This is a genomic window from Stenotrophomonas sp. Ste86 (assembly GCF_024519465.1).
Classification (GTDB): domain Bacteria; phylum Pseudomonadota; class Gammaproteobacteria; order Xanthomonadales; family Xanthomonadaceae; genus Stenotrophomonas.
On the sequence record NZ_JALJRW010000024.1, the window covers coordinates 26,952 to 47,689 of the forward strand.

General features: G+C 67.1%; 17 protein-coding genes and 1 pseudogene. 10 read left to right on the forward strand and 8 right to left on the reverse strand.

The features are described from left to right. Nucleotides 1–18 precede the first annotated feature (18 nt). The 3 genes from NR101_RS16515 to NR101_RS16525 are packed head-to-tail and all read left to right on the forward strand — an operon-like array spanning nucleotide 19 to nucleotide 3,037. The gene (locus NR101_RS16515) at nucleotides 19–1,704 is read left to right on the forward strand and encodes a GMC family oxidoreductase (RefSeq protein ID WP_256776391.1); all 1,686 of its coding nucleotides are present in this window, start codon (nucleotides 19–21) and stop codon (nucleotides 1,702–1,704) included. Next, nucleotides 1,704–2,279, forward strand: a complete 576-nt coding sequence (locus tag NR101_RS16520; protein ID WP_256776390.1) for a gluconate 2-dehydrogenase subunit 3 family protein — start codon at nucleotides 1,704–1,706, stop codon at nucleotides 2,277–2,279. The genes NR101_RS16515 and NR101_RS16520 overlap by 1 nt, the downstream gene beginning before the upstream one ends. Continuing rightward, nucleotides 2,279–3,037 (forward strand): DUF1080 domain-containing protein, encoded by a 759-nt coding sequence (locus NR101_RS16525; protein ID WP_256776389.1) that lies wholly within the window; start codon nucleotides 2,279–2,281, stop codon nucleotides 3,035–3,037. The genes NR101_RS16520 and NR101_RS16525 overlap by 1 nt, the downstream gene beginning before the upstream one ends. Nucleotides 3,038–3,067: 30 nt before the next feature. Here NR101_RS16525 and NR101_RS16530 read toward each other — a convergent pair whose 3' ends face one another. The 5 genes from NR101_RS16530 to NR101_RS16550 are packed head-to-tail and all read right to left on the reverse strand — an operon-like array spanning nucleotide 3,068 to nucleotide 7,699. Continuing rightward, nucleotides 3,068–3,364: a cytochrome c gene (locus NR101_RS16530; RefSeq protein WP_256776388.1), complete on the reverse strand. Its 297-nt coding sequence runs from the start codon at nucleotides 3,362–3,364 to the stop codon at nucleotides 3,068–3,070. A gap of 18 nt (nucleotides 3,365–3,382) precedes the next feature. Continuing rightward, a complete protein-coding gene (locus NR101_RS16535; protein ID WP_256776387.1) occupies nucleotides 3,383–4,246 on the reverse strand; it encodes a sugar phosphate isomerase/epimerase in 864 nt (287 codons plus the stop codon). 19 nt (nucleotides 4,247–4,265) lie between these two features. Continuing rightward, nucleotides 4,266–5,390 (reverse strand): Gfo/Idh/MocA family oxidoreductase, encoded by a 1,125-nt coding sequence (locus tag NR101_RS16540; protein ID WP_256776386.1) that lies wholly within the window; start codon nucleotides 5,388–5,390, stop codon nucleotides 4,266–4,268. Nucleotides 5,391–5,402: 12 nt separating this feature from the next. Beyond that, nucleotides 5,403–6,620, reverse strand: coding sequence for a nucleoside permease (locus NR101_RS16545; RefSeq protein ID WP_256776385.1), 1,218 nt, complete (start codon nucleotides 6,618–6,620; stop codon nucleotides 5,403–5,405). A gap of 26 nt (nucleotides 6,621–6,646) precedes the next feature. Next, a complete protein-coding gene (locus NR101_RS16550) occupies nucleotides 6,647–7,699 on the reverse strand; it encodes a sugar phosphate isomerase/epimerase family protein (RefSeq protein WP_256776384.1) in 1,053 nt (350 codons plus the stop codon). A 95-nt stretch (nucleotides 7,700–7,794) separates the two neighbouring features. Here NR101_RS16550 and NR101_RS16555 point away from each other — a divergent pair, with 95 nt between their 5' ends. Then, entirely contained in the window at nucleotides 7,795–8,799 is a 1,005-nt protein-coding gene (locus NR101_RS16555; RefSeq protein WP_256776383.1) for a LacI family DNA-binding transcriptional regulator, read from the forward strand. Nucleotides 8,800–9,060: 261 nt separating this feature from the next. Continuing rightward, nucleotides 9,061–10,086: an AI-2E family transporter gene (locus NR101_RS16560; protein ID WP_256776382.1), complete on the forward strand. Its 1,026-nt coding sequence runs from the start codon at nucleotides 9,061–9,063 to the stop codon at nucleotides 10,084–10,086. A 117-nt stretch (nucleotides 10,087–10,203) separates the two neighbouring features. On the opposite strand, the gene NR101_RS16565 is transcribed toward NR101_RS16560, so the two are convergent. The 3 genes from NR101_RS16565 to NR101_RS16575 all read right to left on the reverse strand — a co-directional run bounded on the left by NR101_RS16565 (nucleotide 10,204) and on the right by NR101_RS16575 (nucleotide 14,077). Continuing rightward, nucleotides 10,204–12,207 carry a hypothetical protein gene (locus tag NR101_RS16565; RefSeq protein ID WP_256776381.1) on the reverse strand — a complete coding sequence of 668 codons (2,004 nt, stop codon included), beginning with the start codon at nucleotides 12,205–12,207 and terminating at the stop codon, nucleotides 10,204–10,206. A 126-nt stretch (nucleotides 12,208–12,333) separates the two neighbouring features. After that, nucleotides 12,334–13,395: an MBL fold metallo-hydrolase gene (locus NR101_RS16570; RefSeq protein WP_256776411.1), complete on the reverse strand. Its 1,062-nt coding sequence runs from the start codon at nucleotides 13,393–13,395 to the stop codon at nucleotides 12,334–12,336. A 112-nt stretch (nucleotides 13,396–13,507) separates the two neighbouring features. Next, nucleotides 13,508–14,077, reverse strand: coding sequence for a TetR/AcrR family transcriptional regulator (locus NR101_RS16575; protein ID WP_256776380.1), 570 nt, complete (start codon nucleotides 14,075–14,077; stop codon nucleotides 13,508–13,510). 161 nt (nucleotides 14,078–14,238) lie between these two features. Here NR101_RS16575 and NR101_RS16580 point away from each other — a divergent pair, with 161 nt between their 5' ends. From NR101_RS16580 to NR101_RS16600, 5 genes and pseudogenes are all read left to right on the forward strand, one after another. Then, entirely contained in the window at nucleotides 14,239–14,742 is a 504-nt protein-coding gene (locus NR101_RS16580; RefSeq protein WP_256776379.1) for a GNAT family N-acetyltransferase, read from the forward strand. A gap of 87 nt (nucleotides 14,743–14,829) precedes the next feature. After that, nucleotides 14,830–15,201, forward strand: a pseudogene (locus NR101_RS16585) (DUF1801 domain-containing protein); the annotation flags it as partial. Nucleotides 15,202–15,535: 334 nt separating this feature from the next. Further along, nucleotides 15,536–16,672 (forward strand): metallophosphoesterase, encoded by a 1,137-nt coding sequence (locus NR101_RS16590; RefSeq protein WP_256776378.1) that lies wholly within the window; start codon nucleotides 15,536–15,538, stop codon nucleotides 16,670–16,672. 229 nt (nucleotides 16,673–16,901) lie between these two features. Then, entirely contained in the window at nucleotides 16,902–19,226 is a 2,325-nt protein-coding gene (locus NR101_RS16595) for a TonB-dependent receptor (protein ID WP_256776377.1), read from the forward strand. Further along, the gene (locus NR101_RS16600; protein WP_256776376.1) at nucleotides 19,213–20,691 is read left to right on the forward strand and encodes an esterase-like activity of phytase family protein; all 1,479 of its coding nucleotides are present in this window, start codon (nucleotides 19,213–19,215) and stop codon (nucleotides 20,689–20,691) included. The genes NR101_RS16595 and NR101_RS16600 overlap by 14 nt, the downstream gene beginning before the upstream one ends. The last annotated feature ends 47 nt before the right edge of the window (nucleotides 20,692–20,738 follow it).

The window sequence follows — 20,738 nt, forward strand, 5'->3', positions numbered from 1 at the left end:
CAAGGTGAAGTAGAACCCATGGCAGACAATCACTACGACGCGATCGTCGTTGGCTCCGGCATCAGTGGCGGTTGGGCGGCAAAGGAACTGACCGAGAAAGGCCTCAAGGTCCTGATGCTGGAACGCGGACGCAACATCGAGCACGTCAAGGACTACGTCAACGCGATGAAGGAGCCGTGGGATTTTCCACACCGCAACCGGCCAACCCAGGCGATGAAGGCCGACTACCCGGTGTTGATGCGCGACTACGCGCTTGCCGAGAACCTCGAGGGAATGTGGGCCAACGAAAAGGAATCGCCGTACATCGAAACCAAGCGGTTCGACTGGTTCCGCGGTTATCACGTGGGCGGTCGCTCGCTGATGTGGGGTCGGCAGAGCTATCGTTTCTCCGACCTGGATTTCGAGGCGAACCTCAAGGACGGCATCGCCACCGATTGGCCGATCCGGTATGCCGACATCGCACCGTGGTACGACCATGTGGAGAAGTTCGCGGGCATCGCCGGTACCCGGGAGGGGCTGGATGTGCTGCCCGATGGCGAGTTCCTGCCGCCGATCCCGCTGAACATCGTCGAGAAGGATGTGGCCGCGCGGATCCGGAAAGCCTTTGGCGGAACGCGCCATATGATCCACTCGCGCACTGCCAACATCACCCAGCCCATGCCCGAACAGGGCCGGGTAAATTGCCAGTACCGCAACAAGTGCATCCTGGGCTGTCCCTTTGGTGCCTATTTCTCGACCCAGTCGGCGACGCTGCCGGCGGCCATGAAGACCGGCAACCTGACGTTGCGGCCGTTTTCGATCGTCAAGGAAGTGCTCTATGACAAGGACCGCAAGCGTGCGCGCGGCGTGGAAGTCATCGACGCCGAGACCGGCCAGACCTACCAGTACACGGCCAAGGTCATCTTCCTCAATGCGTCGTCCTTCAATTCGACCTGGCTGCTGATGAACTCGGCGACCGATGTCTGGGACCGTGGGCTGGGCTCCTCGTCCGGCGAACTTGGGCACAACGTGATGGACCATCACTTCGGCGCGGGCGCCTCCGGCCGGGTCGACGGGTATGAAGACAAGTACTACTTCGGCCGTCGTCCCTGCGGCTTCTACATTCCGCGTTTCCGCAACGTCGCTGCGGACAAGCGCGGCTACCTGCGCGGGTTCGGTTACCAGGGCGGTGCCAGCCGTAACGGGTGGTCACGCGAGATCGCCGAGCTCAACATCGGTGCCGACCTGAAGGAGGCGCTGACCGTTCCCGGTGACTGGCGCATCGGCATGACCGGCTTCGGCGAAATGCTGCCGCACCACGACAATACGATCCGCCTGGACGCCGAGCGCAAGGACAAGTGGGGCCTGCCGATATTGGCGATGGACGTGTCCATGCGCGACAACGAGAAGGCCATGCGCAAGGACATGGCCGCCGATGCTGCCGAGATGCTGGAGGCCGCCGGTGTCAGGGACGTGGAAATGCACGACAACGACTACGCGCCGGGCAAAGGCATCCACGAAATGGGGACCGCGCGCATGGGGCGTGATCGCAGCAACTCGGTGCTCAACCAGCACAACCAGGTCTGGGACGCGCCCAATGTCTATGTGACCGACGGTGCCTGCATGACCTCCAGCGCCTGCGTGAATCCTTCGCTGACCTACATGGCGCTGACGGCGCGGGCCGCCGACCATGCCGTGCGCGAACTGAAAGCGGGGAACCTCTGATGGATCGCCGCGAACTCCTGAAGATGATCGTCGCCGCCACCGGCGCGGCCATGGTCGGCCTGCCCGCGCTCGTCCAGGGACAGGCGCCCGCCGCAGGGATGAAGACGCCTTTCTCCGACGCCGATGTGGGCACGTTGGATGAAATCGCCGAGACCATCCTGCCGCGCACGGCAACGCCGGGGGCGAAGGACGCCGGTGCCGGTCTGTTCATGGCGCGGTTCGTTGCCGACTGCTACACGCCCCGGCAGCAGGCGACGTTCCGCGCAGGGCTGACCGATATCGACAAGCGCGCTGGCGGCCGGTTCGCGTCGCTTGCGCCGCAGTCCCGCACCGAGCTCCTGCGCGCGCTGGATGCAGAGGCCAGGAAACACGCGGGCGACGTGACCGAGACCGGCACCGCCGCGGAAGGAGAAGCGATGCCGCATTACTTCACGATGATCAAGCAGCTCGCCATCTTCGGCTTCTTCACCTCGAAGGTCGGCGCGACCGAGGTGCTGCGCTACGTCGCAGTACCGGGCCGCTACGACGGCGACCTGCCCTATGTGCCTGGCACGCCCGCCTGGGGGACCAGCTGATGAACCGCAACACGTTGATCAGGCTTCTCCACGTTGCAGCTGGCCTGCTGGCCACGGCCTCCGTGTTTGCACAGGCCGAGACCGATCCCGCGCGCGATCCAACGAAGACCGAGGTGTGGACGCCCGTGCCTGCAGTCGTGTCCACGCCTCCAGGGAGGGCGCCCTCCGACGCGATCGTGCTGTTCGACGGCGCCGGTGTCTCCGCCTGGGAGTCGGAGCAGGGCGGACGCGTACCTTGGCGCGTGGCCGATGGCGCACTCACAGTGGTTCCGGGCAGCAAGGGCATCCGCACCCGGCAGCGCTTCTGCGACATCCAGCTGCATGTCGAGTGGCGCACGCCCACTGACACGAAAGGATTCGACGGTCAGAACCGGGGCAACAGCGGCATCTTCCTGCAGGAACTGTACGAGCTGCAGGTGCTGGACAGCTACAACAACCCGACCTACGCCAACGGCCAGGCCGGCTCGATCTACAAGCAGGCCATGCCACGGGTGAATGCCTCGCGCGCGCCGGGGCAGTGGCAGGCTTACGACATCGTCTGGAGGGCGCCGCGATTCTCGGCAGGCGGCGGACTCACCTCACCGGCCCGCATCACCGTGCTGCACAACGGCGTGCTGGTGCAGGACGACACCGTCATCTCGGGCAGGACCGAGTACATCGGCGCACCGTCGTACGCGCCGCATGGGTGCGCGCCGCTCTACCTGCAGGAACACGATGCGAAGGTCAGCTACCGCAACATCTGGGTACGCGAACTCTGACGGCGCAGGGCCGGCGCCAACGCCGGCCTGCTACTTCGCCAGGAAACTGGCGATGTCATCGATCTCCTGCTTTGACAAGTGGGAGAAGGGCGGCATCAACCCGCCGCCCTTGCTGATCTTCTCCTTGATCTGCACAGACGTCATCCGCTTGCCGATGTCGGTGAGCGCGGGGAATGCGCCGGGCATGCCCGCGCGATCCGCGCCGTGGCAGGCCGTGCAGTGGGCCGCATACAGCGTCGCGCCCGCAGCCGGGTCGTCCTTGGACCACGCCGATGGCGCATGCGTTGCCGCCCAAAGGGCCAGCGTCAGTGTCAGGGTCGTTTTCAAGCAGGGCTCCTTTGCGGGCTAGCGCGGTGCGCGGGCGGGCGGGATGACGGTCAGGTGTTCGCGCAGGTAATCGGCACCGGTCTTGATGACCTTGGCAGGATCACGGGGTTGGTCGTGCTCGATGATGTACCACTGCACGCCGGCATCCGCTGCGGCGGGCAGGATCGCGTTCCAGTCGAGCATGCCCTGACCGACCGCGGCGAAACCGCCTTCGTCTTCGGCCTGGCCTTTGGGCGCATTGTCCTTGGCATGCACTGCGAACAGCCGGCCGCGGAACTTGCCCAGCATCACCGCCGGGTCGTAGCCGGCGCGCGCCACCCAGGCAAGATCCAGCTCGGTCTGCAGGTCAGGCCCGGCGGCGGCGAACAACAGGTCCAGACCGGTCCTGCCATTGAAGTCGACCAGCTCGAAGTCGTGATTGTGGTAGGCCAGGCGCATGCCCTCGTCCCGCACCTGTTTGGAGATCCGGCCCAGTTCCTGGCCCAGTGCGGTCCAGCCCGCGGCGTCTTTCGGCCGATCTTTCGCGTCCAGGTAAGGCACCACCAGGGTGGTGTTGCCGATCGACCGGTTGAAGGCCACCACGCCGGCCAGGTCCCTGCGCAGCTCGGCCAGGGGCACGTGCGACGAAATCGCCTTGATCGCGTACCGGTCCAGCAGCTGCTTGAGTTCGGCGGCGCTGACGCCCTGCGTGCCCACCGTTTCCACCGCACCCACGCCCGCGTCATGGACGATCTTCAGCTGCTGGTCCAGCGAGCCGGCGTTGCGCAACGAGTACATCTGCACCGCGATGGGCGCTCGCGGGGCGACGACGTCGTGCGCGAAGGCGGGCAGGGCAGCGAGCAGCAGGGCGAGAATTGCAGTTCCGCGAACAGAGGTGTTCATCAAGAGGGTCTCCCGGGATTCAGCCGATGGTGGTCCAGGCGCGTGTCCTGGCCGATGCAATGACGCGGTCGACGATCAGCGCCGAGCGCACGCCGTCTTCGAAGGTGGGCAGGCCCTGCGGGTGCTCACCTTCGATGGCGCGATAGGTGTCGGCGACAAACGCCTCGAAACACTGGGCGTAGCCCTGCGCATGCCCGGCGGGCAACACCGACAGCCGGCGTTGCTCGGCACTGCCGGCGCCCGGTCCACGGACGAAGACTTCCTCGCGCTGGTCGGGCAGGCCGATCCACAGCCGCTCGGCGTCTTCCTGGTTGAATGCCACGCTGGCCCTGGCACCGTCGATCTCGAACCAGAGGCGATTACGGCGCCCGGCCGATACCTGGCTGACCGTCAACGACGCCAATGCGCCGGCGCCAGTGCGGAACATCGCCGCCGCCACGTCCTCGCTCGCAACCGCCTGCATCGCGCCACCGGCCGCCGCTGTGGTGAAGCTCTGCCCGGTGTCGGTGCTGCGCTCGGCGATCACGGTGGCGAAGGCCGCGCTGACGTCGACGAAACGCTCGCCGCTGACCCATTCCACCAGGTCGCACCAATGCGAGCCGATGTCGGCGAACACGCGCGACGCGCCGCCCAGCGCCGGGTCCACGCGCCAGTTGTTGCTGGCCGGGTCCAGCAGCCAGTCCTGCAGGTAGCTGCCATGGATGAGGTGCAGCGGTCCCAGTTCGCCCTGCGCGATGCGTGCGCGCGCTTCGCGGATCACCGGGTGGTAGCGGTAGACGAAGGGCACCGTGGCGACCAGCCCGTTCGAGGCGGCCAGTGCAGCCAGGGCCTGGGCGTCTTCCAGCGTCGTCGCCAGCGGCTTTTCGCAGACCACGTGCTTGCCGGCTTCCAGTGCCGCCTGCGCCATGGCGCGGTGCAGATGGTTGGGCGTGCAGACGTGCACCACCTGCACCTGTGGATCGGCGACCACCTCTTCGATGTCACGATAGGCATGCGCAACACCCCACGCCTGCGCCACGTCGCGTGCGCGTTGCGGTGACGAGGCGGCCACGCCACAGATCTCCGCACCGGCGAGCAGCGCCGCGCGGCGATGTACGGCGCCGATCATGCCGGTACCGACGATGGCAATTCCAAGCTTGGGCATCGGGTGCGGTCCTCAGGGGGTGGAAGCGGCGACCGCGACCACCGGCCGGTCGCGGAAGAGCAGCAGGAAGGCGACCAACACGACCAGCGCGACACCTGCCGGGAACAGCCAGATCTTTTGCCAGTCCGGGCCCGCCGCCGTGGTGTAGTGCTCCACCACCGCGCCGGACAGGAACGTGCCGATCAGCATGCCAACGCCGTAAGTGGCCAGGGTGATGAAGCCCTGCGCGCTGCTGCGCGCGGCAGGGCCGGCATGCGCATCGGTGTAGATCTGCCCGGTGACGAAAAAGAAGTCGTAGCAGATGCCATGCAGCACGATGCCGATCACCAGCAGGGAGAAGCCGCCGCCCGCATCGCCAAAGGCGAACAGGACGTAGCGCACCACCCACGCGGCCATGCCCACCGCCAGCATGGTCTTGACCCCCAGCCGCACGAACAGGAACGGCATGGCCAGCATCAGCAGGACCTCGGACACCTGGCCCAGCGATTGCAGGCCGGCGGCGCTGCGTACGCCCAGATCGTTGAGATACGGATTGGTGAAGTTGTAGTAGAACGCCAGCGGGACGCAGATGGCGATGGAGGACAGGAAGAAGATCAGGTAGGCGCGCGACTTCAGCAGCCGCAGCGAATCCAGGCCCAGGATCTGCCCGAGACCGGCATCGCGCTGTTGCGCCAGCGGCGGCGTGTGCGGCAGGGTGAAGGCATACAGGCCCAGGGCCAGCGACGCCATCGCGGCCATCTGGAACGTCAGCTCCAGCCGGTGTGCCTGTTCCCAGCCCAGCCAGCCGATCAGCACGCCCGCCACGATCCAGCCGACGCTGCCGGCCACCCGCACCAGCGGGAACTGTTTCTCAGGCGATTGCATGTGCCGCATCGCCACGCTGTTGGCCAATGCCAGCGTCGGCATGAAAAGCAGCATGTAGCCCATGACGCAGGCGAAGAACATGCGGAAGTCGGTTGCCGTGGACGCCAGCCACATCAGCACCGCGCCGGCCAGGTGCAGCACCGCGAGAATGCGCTGCGCCGCGAAGTAGCGGTCGGCAATCAGCCCGACCAGGAACGGCGCGACGATGGCGCCGATGGACTGGCTGAGGAAGGCCGTCGCCACCTGGCTCGCACTGGCCTGCAACGGCCCCTGCACCAGGTACGTACCCAGGGTCACGAACCACGCGCCCCAGATGAAGAACTGCAGAAACATCATCGCGCCCAAGCGCGACATCGTTTGCCTCATGGCTTGCCCTCCCAGGCAGTGATGGCTCAGATCCCCAGCATGCGGCGCAGTGATCCAGGATCGGTGCCGCTGTCGGCAAAGTCGTCGAAGGCGCGCTCGGTCACGTGGATGATGTGGTCGCGGATGAAGGCGGCGCCCTCGCGCGCGCCGTCTTCCGGGTGCTTCAGGCAGCACTCCCACTCCAGCACCGCCCAGCCGGAGAAATCGTATTGGGCGAATTTGGAGAAGATCGCCTTGAAGTCGATCTGGCCATCTCCGAGTGAGCGGAACCGCCCCGGACGATCGATCCAGTCCTGGTAACCGCCATACACGCCACTGCGCGCACTGGCGCGATACTCCGCATCCTTCACGTGGAAGATGCCGATGCGCGCGTGGTAGCGGTCGATGAAGCCGAGGTAGTCCATCTGCTGCAGCAGCAGGTGGCTGGGGTCGTACAGGATCTTTGCGCGGGGGTGATGGTCCACCACGTCGAGGAAGCGCTCGAAGGTCGCGCCGTCGTGCAGGTCCTCGCCCGGATGGATCTCGAAGCACAGGTCCACGCCGCAGGCGTCGAACGCATCCAGGATGGGACGCCAGCGGCGGCCGAGTTCGGCGAAGGCTTCGTCCACCAGCCCCTGCGGGCGTTGCGGCCAGGGATAGAAGTAGGGCCAGGCCAGCGCGCCGGAGAAGGTGGCGTGCGCCGCCAGCCCAAGACGCTCGCTGGCCTTGGCCGCGAGCATCAACTGCTCCACCGCCCAGGCCTGGCGGGCAGCCAGATCGCCACGCTTGTCCGGCGGCGCAAACCCATCGAACAGGCTGTCGTAAGCGGGATGGACCGCGACCAGCTGCCCTTGCAGGTGGGTGGACAGCTCGGTGATCTGCAGGCCATGCCCGGCCAGCATGCCGGCGATGTCGTCGCAGTAGGCCTGGCTGCGCGCCGCGTCGGCCAGATCGAACAGGTGGGGCGCGCTGGTGGGTACTTGTACGCCAGAATAGCCCAGCCCCGCGGCCCAGCCGGCCAGCGTGTCCAGCCGATCAAAAGGAGGTGTGTCGCCGATGAACTGCGCCAGGAACAGCGCTGGACCCTTGAGCGTTTTCAAGAGGATTCGCCCTCGATGCAATCGATTGCATTATCCTAGCAGGGGCATTTGAAAGACCCGTTGTGCACTGCACAGCGGAAGGAAGAGGTAACGCCATGGCCACCATCTACGACATTGCAAAGCACGTCGGCGTCTCGGCCGGCACGGTGTCGCGCGCGCTGTCCCGACCGGAGAAAGTGCTGCCGGCCACACGCGCGCGCATCGAGCGGGCCGCCGCCGCCTTGGGCTATGTCCCCAACACGGTGGCCAGAACGCTCAAGACCCAGCGCAGCGGCAAGATCCTGGTCACCGTTCCGGACATCGCCAACCCGTTCTTCGCCCAGATCCTGCAGGGCGCGGAGGACGCGGCGCAGGCCGTTGGCTACGCTGTACTGCTGGGCGATACCCAGAACCTGCCCGAGCGCGAGGAGCGCTACGCGCAGATGCTCCGGCGCAACGAGGCCGACGGCCTGATCGTGCTGGGGCATCGTCTCCCGCCTACGGCACGTGACATCGTCCAGCAGCAGGGCATTGCCGCGCCGGTGGTCAACGGGTGCGAGTTCGATCCTGCGCTGGGCATCCCCAGCGTCCACATCGACAACGCGGCCGCCGCGCGCGCGGTGATGGACCACTTGTATGGCCTGGGACACGAACGCATCGCCGTGGTCGGCGGGCCGCCGGACAATCCCCTGCACCAGCAGCGACTGGAAGGAGTTCGGGCTGCCGGCAAGGCGCGCGGTCGCCTGCGTCACCTGAGCGTTGTCCCGGGTGACTTCTCGGTGGAATCCGGGCATGCAGCCGGGGTGGCGCTGTTGACCAGCACGACGGTGCCGACCGCGGTGTTCTGCTTCAGCGACCAGATGGCGCTGGGCGTCCTGGCCGCCTGCCGGGACAGGGGCATCCGCGTACCGCAGGACCTGTCCATCGTCGGCTTCGACGACCTGGCGTCCTCCCAATACCTCACGCCGCCGTTGACGACCATCCGGCAACCCATGCGGGAGATCGGCGAGCGTTCGGTCAAGCTGCTGCTCGCCATCATCGAACGGATTGATGTGCCGCTCCAGCAAACGCTGGATTTCAGCATGATGGTACGGGGCTCGACTGCCGTGCCCCGGGGGTAGGGGACGGCAGGCCAAACCGGTAGAGCCACCCCATGGGTGGCTGCACGTGGAATTGGATCGGCACCGCAGCCACCCATGGTGTGGCTCTACAATCGGTTCGCGCTCGCCTCTTCCGGCGCCGCGCGCATCGACGGCCGCCGGCACGGTGCAGGCCCTGCCTCCGCAGTCCGGCACGCCCGTTCCTTGAACAGCACTTTCAGGTTGCCCGCAGCGGCCGGCGCCGCATCCACTACCATGGGCCACCTGCCAGGATGCGCCGCCATGTCCCTTGTGATCCCCACCTTGCCCAAGCCCCCCACCGCCCGCATCGCGGCCTGGCTGCTGATGTTGCTGGGGATGTGGCTGGCATTGAAGCTGGGCCTGGTGGTGACGCTGCTGTCGGGGCTGCTGGTGTTCCACCTGACCCATCTGCTGGCCTCCACCGTTGAGGGCAAGTTGCCGCCGGGGCGCGCGCGTGCCTATTCGGTGATCGTGCTGTCGGCGCTGATCATCGGCGTGCTGGCATTGGCCGCGATCGGCATCGCCTCGTTCTTCCGCACCGAAACCGGCGGACCCGATGCGCTGCTGATGCGCCTCATGGACATCCTCAATACCTCCCGCCACCAGGTGCCGGCGCTGCTGCAGCCCTACATTCCCGAGGACCTGCAGGCGCTGCGCACGGCGGTGAACGACTGGGCCGCCACCCACCGCCAGCAGCTCGGCATCGCCGGCACGTCGGTGGTGCAGATCAGCGTGCGCGTGCTGATCGGCATGGTGCTGGGCGCGATGATCGCGCTGTACGACGAACTGCCGCTGCCGAAGATGGGGCCGCTGGCGCAGGAACTGATCGGGCGCACCTCGCGGCTGGCCACCGCGTTCCGCCAGGTGGTATTTGCGCAGGTGAAGATCTCGCTGCTCAACACGTTGTTCACCGCGATCTTCCTGCTGGTGGTGCTGCCGCTGTTCGGCGTGCATGTGCCGCTGTCCAAGACGCTGGTGCTGATCACCTTCCTGGCTGGCCTGCTGCCGGTGGTGGGCAACATCATCTCCAACACGGTGATCACCATCGTCGCGCTGTCGGTGTCGTTCTACGTGGCGATGGCCGCGCTGTTGTACCTGGTGGTCATCCACAAGCTGGAGTACTTCCTCAACGCGCGCATCGTCGGCGGTGAGATCCAGGCGCGCGCGTGGGAGCTGCTGCTGGCGATGCTGGTGATGGAGGCAGCGTTCGGTCTGCCGGGGTTGGTGGCTGCGCCGGTGTTCTACGCGTATATCAAGCGCGAATTGCTGGATCAACGCTGGATTTGAGGGGGGGCAGCCACGCGGGGCGTGGCGCTACCGTGCAGGCGGCGCCGCATGGCCTGGCGGTAGCGAACGTGAGGTAACGACACGCGGTAGCCAACACCGCGGCACGCGTGGATGGATTTACCGAGGGACCGGCCGCCCCGGCGTGATGGCCTTGCTGCGCCGGTACTCCGCACGGCTGGCCTGGTAACGCGCGATGCTCTGCCCCAGCTCATCCAGCGCGCCGGCCGGCATCCACAACTGCTGCGTGCCACGGGTCATCGCGGTGTACGCCGCGCGCACCGGGTTGTGCGCGTAGCCACGGCCGAAGCCGGTGCGGAAGCAGCACATCGACATCGCCACCTGCGCGAACTCGGTGTTCTTGGCGTGCTCGACCAGCATCAACTGCAGTGGGGCCTCGTGGAAGGCGGCCAGGCGCTGGGTCAATTCGATGAAGCGGTCGCGGTTGTAGCCACGCATGAACATGCGCGGGATCTGCGGCATGTCCTGTTCGTTGCACTCGGCCAGCAGCGCTTCCCAGCGCTGGCTGCTGCCGCCGTGCGAGGTCATTTCGCGATAGGCCTCTTCGCCGCGGTTCACCTCGCGGCCCACGCTGGACAGTGTGTCCGGATGCACGCCAAAGGTGACCCCCGCTGCCGCCAGCCGCTGCGCTTCTTCCAGCAGCCGCCACGGATTGCCGTAGACGCGCGCGCCACTACCGGGCACCTCGTCCCATGCGAGGTAGGTTCTGGCCAGTGTCGGCTGGTCGGGCGAACCGGCGAATGGCCCGTCGAAATAGCCGGTGGCATCCAGCGCCACGGTCTCGTTCACCAGTTGCTCGACCATCGGGCCCTGGCGCACCGACTGCACGATCTCCAGTTTCATGCCGGTGGCAAAGCGCGGTGAGCGTCCGACCAGGCGCTGGTTGGGATCGCCCAGGCTGATCACCGAGCCTTCGTAGCCGGACAGCAGTGCCTTCCATGCCGGGCTCATGTCGTGGCCTTCGTCGATCAGCAGGGTGCCCCAGGTGGCCGGGATCTTCGCCCCGTGCAGCGCCAGCCATTTGCCGATGTGGTCGACGTTGAGGCTGAGCAGCGTGGCTTTCTGCAGCACCGGATCGAACATGCAGCGCCACACATGCTCGGCCGCCGCGATGTAAGGACCTGCATCGATCATCGCCCACGGCAGCGCGCGCACGAAGTGGCGCGGCTCCAGGCGTTCGCCCGGCGAGCGGCACCAGCTCGCGATGCCGTCGAAGGCCACGCGCAGCACGCTGGTCGGCGGTTGGTTGCCGATCGGCTGCAGGCCGATGCGCTGGGCGATATCGCGGAAAGAGGCCTTGCTGATCTGGAAGGTCGGGCGATAGGCGGTACCGAGGATGCCCTGGCGGAACGCGCTGCCGGCAACCTGGTTGGCGAAGCTGATCTGCGAGAGGATTTCCACCGGCAGCGCACCGCTCAGCCGGCGCCGGAAGGCCTGCACCTGGCTGGGGCGCGGGGCGATGTAGGTGTAGCGCCGGGTCGCGCTGTCCAGCAGCTGGAGGATCAGGTGGGTCTTGCCGGCGCCCGCATAGGCGTCCAGGTCGATGTGCTCATCGTCGTTGGCCACGATCGCGCGCAGCGCGCGGGCCTGTTCGGCGGTGTAATCGTGGGTGCGCTCGACGTAGGCGGGCGCCTGCAGGGCGTCGCCGCCGGTCGCGTCCTGGGCGTCCGGGTCCACCGCCGCATCGGTGTAGAAGCGGATCGTGTGCGGCTCCAGCGTGGTGCGGCAGGCAGCCTGGAACGGGTCCACCGGGTAGTCGTCCGGCGACAGCTGGCAGAACTGCTGCACCACCGCCTCCGGGCCCAGCACCACGCCCTGCAGGGCCAGCGCCTCCAGCCAGTCGTTCAGGCGCGTCGGCAGGCGGGGCGCCAGCGCATGGAACTGCGCGGCGGTATCGTCCGGATGCGCGGCAAACAGCCCGCACGCCTGCTCGATCAGCCGGGTCAGTACAGCGCTGTGATGGGTTTTGCCTTGGCAGAGCGCGGCAGCAAACAGCCCGGCACGCTCCAGCGCGGTGGCCGGGATCTGCGCACCTTCAAGGAACGCAGCAACTGCTGAGGAGGTCAGCGGCAGGAAATACACAGGTTGGGTCGGCAGGGGCATTGCAGGGGGGATCGGACGGCTGCCGGCAAGGTAGCAGATGCACCCCGGCTGCGCGCAGAACGGGGCGTCCTGTCGCAGGCGAGCGCGGCGTTGACGGTGTGCCGGCCCTGCGCTGACCCACCGCGGTCACATCGCGCTGCCCACCGGCGTGGTGCGGCGTGCCTCCTGCGCGGCCTTTACCTGGCGCCACCATGGCGTGCCTGGCTGCGGTGCATCCAGGTCCAGGCGCTCGCCCATGCCCGGCGTGGCCAGCGCGATCGAACGCTGTGCGGCCAGTGCGCTGACCCGTTCGAACGGCTCGTCCCATTGGTGCAGGGCCAGGTCGAAGGTGCCGTTGTGGATGGGCAGCAGCCAGCGCCCGCGCAGGTCTTGATGGGCCTGCACGGTCTGTTCGGGCTGCATGTGCACGAACGGCCACTTGGCATCGTAGGCGCCGGTTTCGATGAAGGTGACATCGAACGGCCCGTAGCGCTCGCCGATGCGTTTGAAGCCATCGAAATAGCCGGTGTCGCCGCTGAAGAACAGGCGCAGTCCGTCATCGAGGATCACCCAGGACGCCCACAGCGTGCGATCGCGGTCGCGCAGGCCGCGACCGGAGAAATGCTGGGCTGGCGTTGCGGCAAAGCGCACCCCGTCCACCTCGGTTTCCTGCCACCAGTCCAGCTGGCGCACGCGCTCGCGCGGTACGCCCCAGGCGATCAGCCGGTCGCCGACGCCCAGCGGGGTGAGGAACACGTCGGCCCGGGTGGCCAGGTACTTGATGGTGGCGCGGTCGAGGTGGTCGTAATGGTCGTGCGAGAGCAGTACGCCGCGGATGGGCGGCAGCGCATGCAGCGCGATCGGGGGCGCGTGGAAACGCTTGGGGCCCATCCACTGCACCGGTGAGGCGCGCTTGGAGAACACCGGATCGGTCAGCCACCAGCCGCCGCGCAGTTTCACCAGCAGGGTCGAATGGCCCAAGCGGTACAGGCTGTGCTCGGGCGCCTGGGCCAGTTCGGCGGCGGTGATCGCACGCACCGGCGGCGCCTGCGGGGGCGTGGTGCCGGCAGGGCGGTCGAACAGGAACTCCCACAGCAGTTTGAGCGTACCGGTCACGGTTTCCTTCGGCTTGGGGGCGGCGTTGGTGAAGTGGCCGCCGTGCATCTGCGGCGAGGCGTCATGGTTGGCGATAGGCACGGTCAGGGTCATCCCGAGAATTACGGTGAGGGTGAAGGCGACGGCAAGCAGGGGGAGGGCTCTCACGCGCCACCTTCAGGGTTATGAGTGTTCAGGCACTCATTTATTGGGTCAACGCTACGAATCAACGTTGGATGCCTTTCCAGAACAGGTCGAAACCGGCCTGCTGCAACTGCTGCCGCTGGTCGGGTGCGGCGGCCATCGCTTCCAGCGTGGTCTCCAGCAGGTTGATCAGCACCCGGCCCAGGTAGAACGGCAGGCGCTGCGGATCGATGTGGTCTGCCAGGCGGGTTTCCAGCGACTGCAGCATGCTGCCGAAGAGGCCGGCGCACTGGGTGCGGGTCTGTTCGCTGATGCGCTCGGACACCTTCAGCTGGCGCAGCGCCATGCGGTCCACCGGGTAGGCCGAGCCCCAGGCGACCAGCGCGTTCCAGGCGTGCTGCAACAGGTCATGGGCATCGGCGTCGGCGGGGAAGTCGGTGGCCAGCGCCTGCGACAGCCGGGTTTCCAGGCGGACGAACAGCGCGTTGAGCAGCGCGTCCTTGGTCTCGAAGTAGGTGAACACCGTGCCTTCGGCGACCTTGGCCGCGCGCGCGATCTGCGCCGTGGACGCGCCAATGCCCTGCGCGGCCACCAGTCGGGCGGCAGCGTCCAGGATTGCATCGCGTTTCTGTTCGCTGAGCGGGCGGGCCATTGGAATGAGTAAGTGAGTGCTTGCTCATTTATAGGCGCGGCGCGGGCGGGTTGCAAGTGCGGCCGCAGGACCGGCCGGGATCCGTTCATCCACAGCGCTTGCCGGCTGCTTACCCGGCACGGGACCCATGCGCCCTCTCTGCCGAACCTGGACGCCCCGCGATGCCTTCTGTCCCGCTCACGCTGCGTACGCCACGCCTGCTGCTGCGCCCACAGACCGCGGCGGATTTTCCCGCCTACCGGGCGTTCCTGGCCTCGCCCCGTGCGGTGGGCCTGGGCGGTCCCTTCGACCTGCGGGCGGCGTGGGGGATGTTCTGCCACGACCAGGCCTGCTGGCCGTTCTTCGGGCACGGCGTGTTGATGATCGAGCGGGCCGACAACGGCCAGTGCATTGGCCAAGTCGGCATCAATGACGGCCCGCTGTTTCCGGAAAAGGAACTCGGCTGGCTGCTGTACGACGGCCACGAGGGCAACGGCCACGCCACCGAGGCGGCGAAGGCGATGCGCGACTGGGCCTTCGACACCCTCGGCCTGGCGACGCTGGTCAGCTACGTGTCTGCGGACAACCCGTCCTCGGCCGGCGTCGCCCGGCGGCTGGGCGGCGTGCTGGATGCCACTGCCGTGCGTAGCGACCCAGGCGATCAGGTGTACCGATACCCGCGCTGATCTACAGGCGACTGCCGTCCGGGTGCATTGTCATTGCCTCCGGCGGGGTCTATAACGCGGTCAGGCCCCCTTGCTGGACGCCCCGCGATGCCACTCAACGCCGCCGTTCCCGCTGACGCCACGTCCGCCTCGCAACAGATCGATGCCAGGATCGCCAGCCTCGACGACTGGCGCGGCAAGACCTTGGCGACCCTGCGCCGCATCATCAAACAGGCCGATCCCCAGGTCGTGGAAAGCGTGAAGTGGCGGGGCGTGCCGGTCTGGGAGCACGACGGCATCCTGTGCACCGGAGAAACCTACAAGACCGCGGTGAAGATGACCTTCGCCAAGGGCGCGGCGCTGGACGATCCCACCGGTCTGTTCAATGCCAGCCTCGAGGGCAACACACGGCGGGCGATCGACGTGCATGAAGGCGAGCGGATCGACACGGCGGCGTTGAAGGCGCTTATCCGTGCGGCAGTGGAATTGAATGTGGCCGGCAAGGCCGCGAGGGCGGGACGCGCCGTCGTGCCGACCGGAACGAACAAAGCAGCGGCGAAGAAGACGAAGGCAGGAGCCAAGAGCACGCCCGCAGCGAGCAGCGCTCCTGCGGCAAGGAAGGTCGCTGCAACGCGTGCATCGCGTCCGCCCACGCCATAGCGCACTGCGGGGTCGCGACGTCGCCGGCATATGCCTTTCGTTCATATGACAGATGCGCGGTGGCAGGCGCGGACGGTTTCGGCAAAGATGGTGCGCTGCACGTCCGCCGCGAGGCGGGCGCTGCAGTCTCCCCCTGTTGAAACTGGAACTGCCTGTGCTGAGTGTTGTTGGTGTGCTGCTCGCGTTGTACGTGGTGTGGCGTGTGATCTGGCCGATGCGGATGGCGCTGTCGGTACGTGGCCCGCTGGGACTGCTGGTGGTGGCGCTGGCGTTGCACCATCGCATCGTGGCCCGCTTTGCCGGGACCATGGCGTCGCCGGAGATTCCCAAGGCGGTGATCGCGGTGCTGGCTACCGGCTTTACCGCACTGCTGCTGGGCGCCGTGTTGCTGCTGCTGATCGATGCCGCGCTGCTGGGCGCACGCCTGCTGCGTCGCCCGCGTGGCGTGGCCGCATTGCGCACGGCGTGGCTGCGGCCCGGCGCGATGGGCGTGGCACTGCTGTTGTCCGCCTATGGCATCTGGCAGGGCATGGCTGTCCCGCAGACGCGACAGATCGAGGCGGTCATCGATGACCTGCCGCAGGCGTTCGACGGTTACCGCGTGCTGCAGCTGACCGATATCCACGCCAGCCGCCTGCTCACCGGCCGTTGGGTGGCCAAGGTGGTGGCCAACAGCAATGCGCTGAAACCGGACCTGGTGGTGATCACCGGCGATCTCATCGACGGCAGCGTGGCGGCCCGCGCGGCCGATTTCGCCCCGCTCGCGCAGTTGCGTGCCCCCGATGGCGTCATCGCGATCACCGGCAACCACGAGTATTACGCGCAGTACACCGCCTGGATGCAGGCGTTCCGCGCGCAGGGCATGCAGGTGCTGGAAAACAGCCACGTGGCAGTGACGCGCAAGGACGCTGCGCTGACCATCGCCGGGGTGACCGATCCAGTGGCGGCCAACTACGGGCTGCCACTGCCGGACATCACTGCCGCACTCGCCGGTGCCGATCCCGCCGCGCCGGTGATCCTGCTCGACCATCGTCCGGGCGCGGCGCGCGTCAACGCCGCCCACGGGGTGACGCTGCAGTTGTCCGGGCATACCCACGGTGGCCACATCGTCGGCATGGACCAGCTGGTGAAGCGTGCCAACAACGGCTATGTCTCCGGCCGCTACGAGGTCGATGGCATGACCCTGTATGTCAGCAATGGTGCCGGCCTGTGGCCGGGGTTTCCCGCGCGGATCGGCGTGCCGTCGGAAATCACGTTGATCACGCTGCGGCGGGGCCACGCCACGCATTGACGTCATGCGGGTCGATACCCGTGGAGGTGGTGTTCATGTGCATCGGACGTCAGCGGCACAGGGATGCGATGGGCGCTGGCTGTCATATGACAGTCATGCCGCAGTGAAAGAATTTTAACGACCGGGCAGCAGCCGTCCACCGACTGCCCCTGCCGTTTCAATCCCCTCTTTCCCTGCGAGCATCGCGCCGTCCGGCACGGTGGTTCGTGCCTGCCTGAGCGCTTGAACCATGAAGAAGACCCTGTTGGCCGCCGCCGTGATCCTGGCCATGACGCCGGCGGCCTGGGCGGACGATGCTGCTCCGGCGGCGGTGCCGCGCAACGACACTGCCACCGATCTGGACGCGGTGTCGGTGATCGGTCGCGGGCAAGCGCGCCAGGTGCAGCGCATCACCGCGCAGAACCTGGACATCCTGCCGCCGGGCACGAGCCTGCAGAAGGCGATCAACATCCTGCCGGGCGTCAATGCGCAGTCGGCCGATGCGCTGGGCACCAACGAGCAGTCGATGACCCTGAGCCTGCGCGGCTTCAACGCCACGCGGCTGGGTTACACGCTGGACGGCCTGCCGCTCGGTGATGGCGCGTACAACAACTACAACGGCCTCACCATCAACCGCGCGCTGATCAGCGAGAACATGGCCGGTGCGGAACTGGCAGTAGGCATCGGCAGCCTCGGTACGCCGTCCACCAGCAACCTGGGCGGCACGCTCGGCTATACCTCCAACAACCCACTGGCGACGATGGGCGGACGGTTGGTGCAGACCTTCGGCAGCGACAGCAACCGCCGCACCTTCGTCCGCGCCGATACCGGCGAGCACAGCGGTTTCTCGGCCTATGTGTCGGGCATGAACGCGGCCTCGGACCTGTGGAACGACCAGAGCGCCTACAACCAGTCGACCACCAGGCAGTTCAACGCCAAGGGTGTCTGGAACTTCGGCAACGGCCGCATCGCCGCCTTCGTCGATACCTCGCGTACCTCGCAGGCCGACTATTTCTATCTGTCCAGGAATGAAATGGCGCGCGGACTGGGCTGGGATTGGGGCGGCTATGCGCCGGACTGGAACAAGGCCGTGGCCAAGGCCTACTGCAACACCGCCACCTACGTGAAGGCCAAGTGCGACGCGTCCGGCCCGGACCGCGATGCGGACGGGGCATTCACCGCCGGGCAGATCCTGCGCGACGACAACCTGTACTACCTGTCCGGTGACTTCTTCCCCAGCGATGGCTTCAGCGTGCACGCGCTGGCCTACCACCACGACGACCATGGCGAAGGCCACAACTGGAACAGCGGTGCATGGTCCAACAAGGGCACGCCGCAGGAAGTGCCGATCATCTTCCGCAACACCGTCTACGAGATCGACCGCAACGGTGCCACGCTGTCCTTCGACTGGGACCTGGGCGCGCACCACATCGAAGGTGGCCTCTGGTACGAGCGCAATGAAAGCAGCGCCGAGCGCTATCAGACCGCGGTCACCGGCCCGCGCGACCTGAGCGGCATGAACAGCACCCAGGCCGATGTCGGCGTGTTCGCCCAGCGCACCCGATGGGAAACCAAACAGGTCTATCTCCAGGACACCTGGCGCCTGCTCGACGACCGGCTCACCGTGCAGTTCGGGATCAAGAGCCCGCACGTCACCTCCGACGCGCAGGCGCTGCCGGGCACCGCCAAGACGCCGATCGCGGCCAGCTCCAACAACCAGTTCGCCACCGGCCGGTTGAAGATGCGCAAGTCCGCGCTGCCCAGCGTGGGTGCCAATGTCCGCCTGACCGACAGCCAGGAACTGTTCGCCAGCTATGCCGAGAACATCGCGATGTTCCAGGGCGGCTTCAAGCTTGGGCCGCAGGCGGTGAGCCAGGCCACGTGGAATGCGCAGGGCGATCTCAAGCCGGAACAGTCGCGTTCCTTTGAAGCCGGTTACCGCTACGTCGGCGATACCCTGCAGGCCTCGCTGGCGGCCTACACGGTGCGCTTCGACAACCGCCTGCTGCAGTACAACCCCTGCGATTCGCGCCAGCCGGTGGGGCCGAGGTGCGGCAATCGTTTCTACAATGCCGGTGGGGTGGACAGCCGCGGTGCGGAGTTGACCGTGGTGTGGACGCCCAATGAGCACGTCAGCTGGTACAACTCGGCCTCGCTGAACCGCTCGACCTACCGCTCCGATTACGTCCAGGCCGGCGTGGTGCAGCCGATCGACGGCAAGATCCAGACCGACACGCCCAAGCAGATGTTCGCCAGCGAGATCACCTGGCGCGACCACGGCTGGTTTGCCACGCTGCGGGGCAAGTACACCGGCGAGCGCTTCTACACCTACACCAACGACCAGGGCTTTGGCGGGTTCACCGTGTTCGATGCGTCCGGCGGCTACGATTTCGGTCGGATCGGTTTCGCCCAGGGGGTGCGACTGTCGGTCAACGTCACCAACCTGACCGACAAGCGCTATGCCAGCAACCTGGATTCCAGCGTGTTCGCACCGAGCGACCCGACCGGCTCGATTTACGTCTTCCACGCCTCCGCACCGCGCCAGGTGTTCGGGACGGTCGATGTCCGCTTCTGATCGCAAGCCATGGCAGCGCGGCGTGGCGTGGGGTGGGCTGCTGGCAGTGATGGCGGGGCCGGTCTTCGCGGCGGCCCCGACGTCTTCCGACGTGTCTTCGGACATGCCGGTACTGGTGGCTTCCGGCGTGCTGCCGGCCGGAACAGTGGATTTTCTCGGCGACACGCTGGGGTCGTTCTCGTCGCTGGCCGTGGATGCCGCGCGCTGGAAGCGCACCGCTGACGGCTACCGCGGCGTGCTGTGGACGCTGCCTGATCGCGGCCGCAACGACCCGGATGCCGGCCTGTTCTACGACTACGCCGGGCGCCTGGAACGCCTGCAGCTGGGGATTGAGATGGGCACGGGGGAGCGCGTCGGCAAGGTGACCCTGACCCCCGACGGCGGGCTGTTGCTGCGTGACTTCAACGGTCAGCCCTTCACCGGCGCGGACCCGGGCGAGCACACCGTGGCGCAGAACGGCATCCTGCTGCCATCGCCCGCGCAGGGCGTGGGCGCGGGCAGGATATCGCTGGACGCCGAATCGCTGCAGTTCACCGCCGATGGGCATTTCTACATCGGCGACGAGTACGCCGCGCACGTGTACTACTTCGCCCCCGATGGTCGCCTGCAGGGGCTCATCGTGCCGCCGCCAGCGGTGCAGCCCCGGCGCGGCGGACGGGTGATGTTCGATTCGCGCCGTGCCCCGGACAGTGGCCGGCGCAACAACCAGGGCGTGGAGGGCATGGGTCTGTCGCCCGACGGACGGCGCCTGTTCGTCGCGCTGCAGAGCGCATTGGTGCAAGACACCGCCACGGGCGACGCCAGCGGCCGCATCAACACCCGGGTGATGGTCTACGACGTGAGCCGCGATCCGCTGCCCCCCCAGCCGATCGGCCACTATGTGCTGCAGCTGCCCACCTATGCGCACGATGGCAAGGGCCGGCAGGACCGCACCGCCGCCCAGAGCGAGCTCCGCGCCCTGGACGACCATCGCTTCCTGCTGCTGGCCCGCGATGGCAACGGGCTGGGCAGCGACTTGCGCGATCCCATCGTCTACAAGTCGGTGCTGCTGGTCGATACCCGCGGTGCCAGCAACCTGGCGGCCAGTGCGTATGAGCAGGGCATCACGTCGGTTCTGGCGCAGCGCGACAGCACCGCGTTGAAGCCCGGCATCGTGCCGGCGCGCAGCCGCGTGCTGTTGGATCTGCTCGACCCGGTGCAGCTGGCCCGCGCCCGGCTGGACATAGACACCGCCCAGGGCGCGCATGCCGCACTGCTGTCGGAGAAGTGGGAGGCGATGGACCTGCTGCCGACGCTGGACCCCAAGCGCCCGGATGAGCGGCTGCTGCTGGTGGGCAACGACAACGATTTCATCGCACGCCACTGCGTGATGCAGGGTCACGCCTGCGACAGTGCCTACGACAACGACAATCGGGTGCTGGTGTATCGGTTGACGTTGCCCGCGCCGACGCCTGATCGGCACTGAGCCGCTCGTCAGCTTGGCAAGCGCGCGTGGAATTGCGAGGCTTGTAC